Source organism: Autumnicola musiva (genome assembly GCF_031846585.1).
In the GTDB taxonomy this organism is placed as follows: Bacteria; Bacteroidota; Bacteroidia; order Flavobacteriales; family Flavobacteriaceae; genus Autumnicola; species Autumnicola musiva.
Genome location: NZ_JAVRHK010000020.1, coordinates 46,869 through 53,474, shown reverse-complemented (window position 1 = coordinate 53,474; position 6,606 = coordinate 46,869). Strand labels below are relative to the sequence as shown.

Annotated in this window: 6 protein-coding genes; 4 read left to right on the top strand and 2 right to left on the bottom strand. The window is 38.2% G+C overall.

Translation table 11 applies throughout. The annotated features are described in order from the left end of the window. Nucleotides 1-123 precede the first annotated feature (123 nt). Nucleotides 124-828: an RluA family pseudouridine synthase gene (locus tag RM539_RS17580; RefSeq protein ID WP_311504732.1), complete on the top strand. Its 705-nt coding sequence runs from the start codon at nucleotides 124-126 to the stop codon at nucleotides 826-828. On the opposite strand, the gene RM539_RS17575 is transcribed toward RM539_RS17580, so the two are convergent. Together RM539_RS17575 and RM539_RS17570 are read right to left on the bottom strand one after the other, a co-directional pair. Further along, nucleotides 825-1,697 carry a DMT family transporter gene (locus tag RM539_RS17575; RefSeq protein ID WP_311504731.1) on the bottom strand — a complete coding sequence of 291 codons (873 nt, stop codon included), beginning with the start codon at nucleotides 1,695-1,697 and terminating at the stop codon, nucleotides 825-827. The two genes, RM539_RS17580 and RM539_RS17575, sit on opposite strands and share 4 nt — an antisense overlap. 9 nt (nucleotides 1,698-1,706) lie before the next feature. Continuing rightward, entirely contained in the window at nucleotides 1,707-3,251 is a 1,545-nt protein-coding gene (locus RM539_RS17570; protein WP_311504730.1) for a hypothetical protein, read from the bottom strand. A gap of 146 nt (nucleotides 3,252-3,397) precedes the next feature. Between RM539_RS17570 and RM539_RS17565 the strand changes: the two genes are divergently transcribed. The 3 genes from RM539_RS17565 to leuD are packed head-to-tail and all read left to right on the top strand — an operon-like array spanning nucleotide 3,398 to nucleotide 6,560. Continuing rightward, on the top strand, nucleotides 3,398-4,567 hold the full coding sequence (locus tag RM539_RS17565) for a 2-isopropylmalate synthase (protein WP_311504729.1): 1,170 nt from the start codon (nucleotides 3,398-3,400) through the stop codon (nucleotides 4,565-4,567). Then, entirely contained in the window at nucleotides 4,567-5,949 is a 1,383-nt protein-coding gene (leuC, locus tag RM539_RS17560; RefSeq protein WP_311504728.1) for a 3-isopropylmalate dehydratase large subunit, read from the top strand. The genes RM539_RS17565 and leuC overlap by 1 nt, the downstream gene beginning before the upstream one ends. Continuing rightward, nucleotides 5,949-6,560: a 3-isopropylmalate dehydratase small subunit gene (gene leuD / locus RM539_RS17555; RefSeq protein WP_311504727.1), complete on the top strand. Its 612-nt coding sequence runs from the start codon at nucleotides 5,949-5,951 to the stop codon at nucleotides 6,558-6,560. The genes leuC and leuD overlap by 1 nt, the downstream gene beginning before the upstream one ends. Nucleotides 6,561-6,606: the final 46 nt, after the last annotated feature.

Below are 6,606 nucleotides of genomic sequence, written 5' to 3'. Positions count from 1 at the left end.
AGTTAGAAGTTAGAAGTTAGAAGTTAGAAGTTAGAAGTTAGAAGTTAGAAGTTAGAAGAAATTATCATTTACAGGCTTTTTCAAAAGCATCTGGCATATTTTTTCTACAAAACTTATTCAAATTTGAATTCAGAAAAAATCATTTCTACCAAAGATAATTTACAGGTTCTTTACGAAGACAATCATATTATTGTGGTTAACAAACGGCCGGGGGACATTGTGCAGGGCGATAAAACCGGCGATAAACCACTGAGTGAGGTTGTAAAATCTTATTTAAAGGAAAAATATAATAAACCTGGAAATGTTTATCTGGGTGTGGTACACCGCCTAGACCGGCCCACAAGTGGAATCGTGCTTTTTTCCAGAACTTCTAAAGCGCTTCCAAGACTAAATAAAATTTTTAAAGAAAAAGATGCCGGTAAGAAATATTGGGCTGTGGTTAAAAATGAACCCCCTAAAACCAATGATACACTGGTTCATTATATGAAGCGTAACTCTAAGCAAAACAAATCGTACGCTCATATAAAAGAAGTTCCGGACAGTAAAAAAGCTATTCTGGATTATCAGGTTCTTAAAAAACTGGATAATTATTACCTGCTGGAAATAGATCTGCATACGGGAAGACATCACCAGATAAGAAGTCAGTTATCGGCAATTGGCTGTTCGATAAAAGGAGACCTGAAATACGGTTTTGACAGAAGTAATAAAGATGCCAGCATTCACCTCCATGCACGGGAGTTAATGTTTGTACACCCCGTTAAAAAAGATCCTGTACACATAATTGCCCCTCCACCGGAAGACGCAATCTGGAATGCCTGTAAAGCTTAATTTTGCTTTTTCATATTCCGGCTTATTTCAACAAAAACAGCACAGATAATGAGCGCGCCTCCTATTAAAGTTTTTAAGGCGGGGTACTCTCCTAAAAATATTAATCCGAGTAAAATTCCATAGACCGGCTGTACACTACTTATAATACTTGCGGTGGTAACCGAAAAATTCCTAAAACTCATCAATAACAAGGTATGGCCGAGACAGGTGGTAATTAAGGCAAGTACAAAAATGGGCACCAGCTGAGATACCACACCGGAAAGGTCAAAAATAAATAATACCGGGATGAGTAGAAAACTGATAATAAGCATTTGATACATCATCAAAACCGAGCCGTTATATCTTTCTACTTCCTGCTTCATCAGGATATTTCTAAGGGAATAAAAAAAGGCTGAAGTCACTCCAAAAGCAACTGCCAGTGTTTGATCATTTTCAAAACTGAATTCCGGCACCAGGAAATAAATCCCGCAGAGCACCAACACGGCCAGTGCCAGATGTATTTTGCTAAAACTGGTCTTGAGCAGTAATGGTTCGAGAAAAGTTGTGATTACAGGGTAAGTATAGATAGATAACATACCTATGGCCACACTTGAAAACTTTAGCGAAAAAAAATAAGTCACCCAATGGATTCCCATTAGGCAACCACCTACAATTACTTTTAGAAGATCGCGCTTATTGGCAACTTTTATTCTGAAGTTTTTATACCTGCAAAATAGATAAAGTACAGCTCCGGCCATAATTGCCCTAAAAAGGATAATCACAAAAGGACTAAGAGTGATGTACCTCCCTAAAGTTCCGGAGGTACTAATAAGCAAAACAGCAAGGTTGAGCTCGAGAATATTTTTAAAATGCTGGTTTTTTACAGTCAATTTAGCTCATTATCTGGATACCTGAAGCGCTTTTTCCTTAATTACCTCACCTACCGGTTTGTTTTCTATTTTACTTTCCAGCCATGAAATAATATCAAGATATAAAAACGCCCTTCGCTCATAAGGATGATCTTCATACGATTTCAAAATGCTGTGCAATTTGCGGAATTCTGCTTTGATTTCCAAAGGAGAAACATCGGGCAAATGTCTCAAAAATTTTATCATTTCCAACTGCACTTCATGAAGATCGTTCATCTTTATTAAAAACTTATAAGTAGATTTAATCAATCTCTCCAAATGGTAATCAAGCCCTGCTTCATAATGCGCCACCAGGTTTAAAATTCTGGCAAAACACATGAGATCTTCCCGCATTTCCAGCGATTTGTTGTTAATAATCTTTTTAAGAAATTCAATACATTTCTTATTGTTCCCATCCCCAAAATAAAGGCAGGCAATTTTATAGTAAAAAACCATGATGTGGTGCTCATCCACCCTGCTCTTATATTTTTTTATTTTTTTCTGGATTTTATCTACCAGCTTATCTCCGTTGGCAAAATCCCCCTTCATAAACCTTAGGTTCAGTTTATTAGAATACAAATAAAGAAAGGAAAGGGCTGCAATATTATCATCATCGGGCACACGTGGATCTTTCAGGCTTTTTTCCAGATCTTTTAGCACTTTTTCAAATAAGCTGGCGTGATTGAGATAAAATAAAGCTTCCAGCAAATAATGATTTCCTTTTAAATAGGAAACAGGGTGCACCGGTATTAAATGTTTATTTTCATTAAAAAGCTCTATCCATTTTGATGCATACCGAAAGCAGGCAAGAAAATCCTGGCGAATAAAACTATACCAGAGATACGCCTTATATAGCCACAATTTTTCCCGAAAGCCCAGTTCCCTGAAATTATATTCCGGCAGGCCTCTCTCAAAATCCCGTTTTACCTGAAGGGCTTCTTCCTCGGTACGCGCATATCCCATCTTTAAAAAGATTGCATATAAATGCAAAGAAAGATTGGAAAGTTTACTGGCAATAACGCTAAGCTGAGTGAGTTCCTCGGTTTGTTCAATTAAGGTTTCTGCACGATTATTAATACTGCGGGTAATATATTGGGATTCTATAATTTTTTCCCAATCCAGAATTTCATAAGCTATATTTTTCTCTTCATAATAGATAGCGGTAGCTTTTACCTTATCTAGCAATTTCAAACTTTGCTTGTATAGCCCCTTACGATAAAGGATAATGGCAAAATCCAGTTGCTCCCTTATTTGAACCGGCATACTTTGATGAGAAGGATTTAATCTTAAGCTGATTAATATCTGGCGGTACAGGTGGGCTTTTACATTAGATAATTGTCTTTTGCTGATTTTGGTATTTTTCAGGATTACCTCTTCATCATATTTCTTCAGCTTAGACATCACCTTAAATAAATTAAGGAATTTACTATCGGCATTTACCCCGATTCTTCCCACATATAGGGAAAATTGCCTCTTTTCTGAAGGGGAAAGAGATTTAATTAAAGAAAAAAGATTGTCAGACAAATCGTTAGTCATTGTAACAAAAAGCTTTTTAATTTACTGGTTATCAGTATAATTACAGTTTAATTTCCAGATCAATTATCGTAACGTATAGCTTGAGAACACTCTAAGTGCGGATGTAAATCATAATTTAGTTAAAGATAAAGTAAAAAAAATCTCTTATGAGTACAGAAAAGGTAGAAATTTTTGACACAACTTTACGAGACGGAGAACAGGTACCGGGCTGTAAATTAAATACCGCCCAAAAATTGAAAATTGCTGCCAGACTGGATGAGCTGGGCGTAGATGTAATTGAGGCAGGGTTTCCGGTTTCAAGTCCGGGTGATTTTCAATCGGTTTTTGAAATTTCGAAATTGGTTAAAAATGCGACGGTATGCGGATTAACACGAGCGGTGAAGAAGGACATAGAGATTGCAGCACAAGCACTGAAATATGCTAAAAAACCCAGGATTCACACCGGTATAGGCACTTCAGATTCCCATATTAAATACAAATTCAATTCCACCCGGGAAGAAATTATCAGAAGGGCCAGGGAAGCTGTGGCTTACGCCAAAACTTTTGTTGATGACGTAGAATTTTATGCTGAAGATGCCGGGCGTACGGAAAATGAATTTCTTGCTAAAGTTTGTACTGTTGCCGTGGAAGCCGGTGCAACTGTGCTTAATATACCCGATACAACGGGTTATTGCCTTCCTGAAGAATATGGCAAGAAGATTAAATATCTTAAAGACAATGTAAAAGGCATTGAAAACGTACGTATTTCCTGCCATTGTCATAATGATTTAGGTATGGCTACCGCAAATGCCATTGCCGGTGTTAGTAACGGAGCAAGGCAAATTGAATGTACAATAAACGGAATTGGTGAACGTGCAGGAAATACCGCTTTGGAAGAAGTGGTAATGATCCTTAGACAGCATCCAACTCTAAATTTAACTACAGATATTGATCCTAAATTTCTTTACGATACCAGCTGTATGGTTTCAAGGGAGATGGGTATGTTTGTTCAGCCTAACAAGGCTATTGTAGGAACAAATGCCTTTGCCCACAGCTCCGGAATTCACCAGGATGGCGTTATTAAAAATAGGGAAACCTATGAGATTATAGACCCTGCCGATGTTGGTGTAACCGAATCAGCTATTGTCCTCACCGCCAGAAGTGGAAGAGCTGCACTTGCCTTTCGGGCCAAAAAAATGGGGTATGAACTTACAAAACTTCAGTTAGATTGTGTTTATCATGAATTTTTGAACTACGCTGATTGTAGAAAAGAAGTCGCGGACAATGATATTCATGAAATCATGAAATTATCAAGAAAAAATATGGCTATTGCATAATGAAGAAAACACTTTTTGATAAAATATGGGATTCTCATATAGTAGAATCTATCCCTGACGGCCCGGATATTTTATATATCGATCAACACCTTATTCATGAGGTTACGAGTCCGCAGGCATTTAATGAATTAAAAGAACGAGAAGTTCCTCTTTTTCGCCCGCAGCAAACTGTTGCCACGGCCGATCATAATACACCAACTGAAAATCAGCACCTACCGGTTCAGGATCTTTTGTCACGGAAGCAATTGAAGGAACTTACCCAAAATTGCGAGGAAAACGATATTACTCTTTACGGTCTTGGCCACCCATACAACGGGATTGTTCACGTTATGGCTCCAGAACTTGGAGTTACCAAACCGGGAATGACAATTGTTTGTGGAGACAGCCATACTTCTACTCATGGTGCTTTTGGAACAATTGCATTTGGTATTGGTACCAGCCAGGTAGCACAGGTTTTTGCCAGCCAGTGTCTATTGGTTGAAAAGCCAAAGAAACTGAGGGTAAACGTAAATGGGAAACTCAGGAATGGAGTCCTTCCGAAGGACGTGATTTTATATATTATCAGCAAACTCGGCACGAATTCCGGTACCGGATATTTCTGCGAATATGCCGGAGATGTATTTGAAAATATGTCTATGGAAGGTCGTATGACGGTGTGTAATATGAGTATTGAAATGGGTGCCCGCGGCGGAATGATAGCTCCGGACGAAACTACTTTTGATTATGTTGAAGGGCGGGAGTTTGCTCCTAAAGGAAAAGAATTTGAACAGTTAAAAACATATTGGCGAACTCTGAAAACAGACGAGGATGCTGTTTTTGACCAGGAATATAATTTTGACGCTGAAGATATTGAACCTATGATCACTTATGGAACCAATCCCGGAATGGGAATAAAATTAAATGGTTCCATTCCTGTTGAAGGTGGGAAAACTAATGCCAAAGCATTAACATATATGGGCTTTAAACCGGGAGAAATCCTTTTGGATAAGCCAATTAATTATATTTTCATTGGAAGTTGTACCAATTCCAGAATTGAAGATTTCAGGACTGCAGCAGCTTATATAAAAGGCAAGAAAAAGGCAGAGAATGTAAATGCTCTTATCGTTCCGGGATCAAGACAGGTGGCCGCACAAATTGAGCAGGAGGGACTTCGTGCTATTTTTGAAGAAGCGGGTTTCACGCTTAGGCAACCGGGTTGTTCCGCGTGCCTGGCAATGAATGATGATAAAATACCTGCGGGAGAATACTGCGTCTCTACAAGTAACCGAAATTTTGAAGGAAGACAGGGCCAGGGTTCAAGAACAATTTTAGCAAGTCCGCTAACCGCAGCTGCAACTGCAGTTGCAGGCAAATTAACCGATTATACCAAACAATTGAACTAATGGAAAAATTTACCACACTCACAGATACCGCTGTTCCATTAGATATTGAAAATGTGGATACAGACCAGATTATTCCGGCACGATTTCTAAAAGCTACAGATAAGGCCGGTTTTGGCGAAAACCTGTTCAGGGATTGGAGGTTTGATAAGTATGATGAACCCAATCCTGACTTTGTGTTAAACCAGGATCAGTATTCCGGATCTATATTAGTGGCGGGAAATAATTTTGGCTGTGGTTCCAGCCGGGAACATGCAGCCTGGGCTTTAAAAGCTTACGGCTTTAAAGTAGTCGTCTCAAGTTATTTCGCCGATATTTTTAAAGGTAATTCTCTCAATAACGGATTGCTTCCGGTACAGGTATCACCTGAATTCCTGGAGAAATTATTTATTGCTATCCAGAAGAATTCCGCAGAAAAAATTAAGGTAGATCTGGAGAACCAAAAAATTAATATTGAAAGTACTGGGGCGTCAGAAGAATTTAATATCGATCCTTACAAGAAAACCTGTATGATTAACGGATTTGATGATATTGATTTTCTGGTGAGTAAAATTGATGCCATAGAAAATTACGAGAAAAATAAAAAAATCACACCTGCTTCGGTAGGAATATAATTTCTGAAAAATTCAAGAAGATATTATTTCAGATTAAGATTAGAAT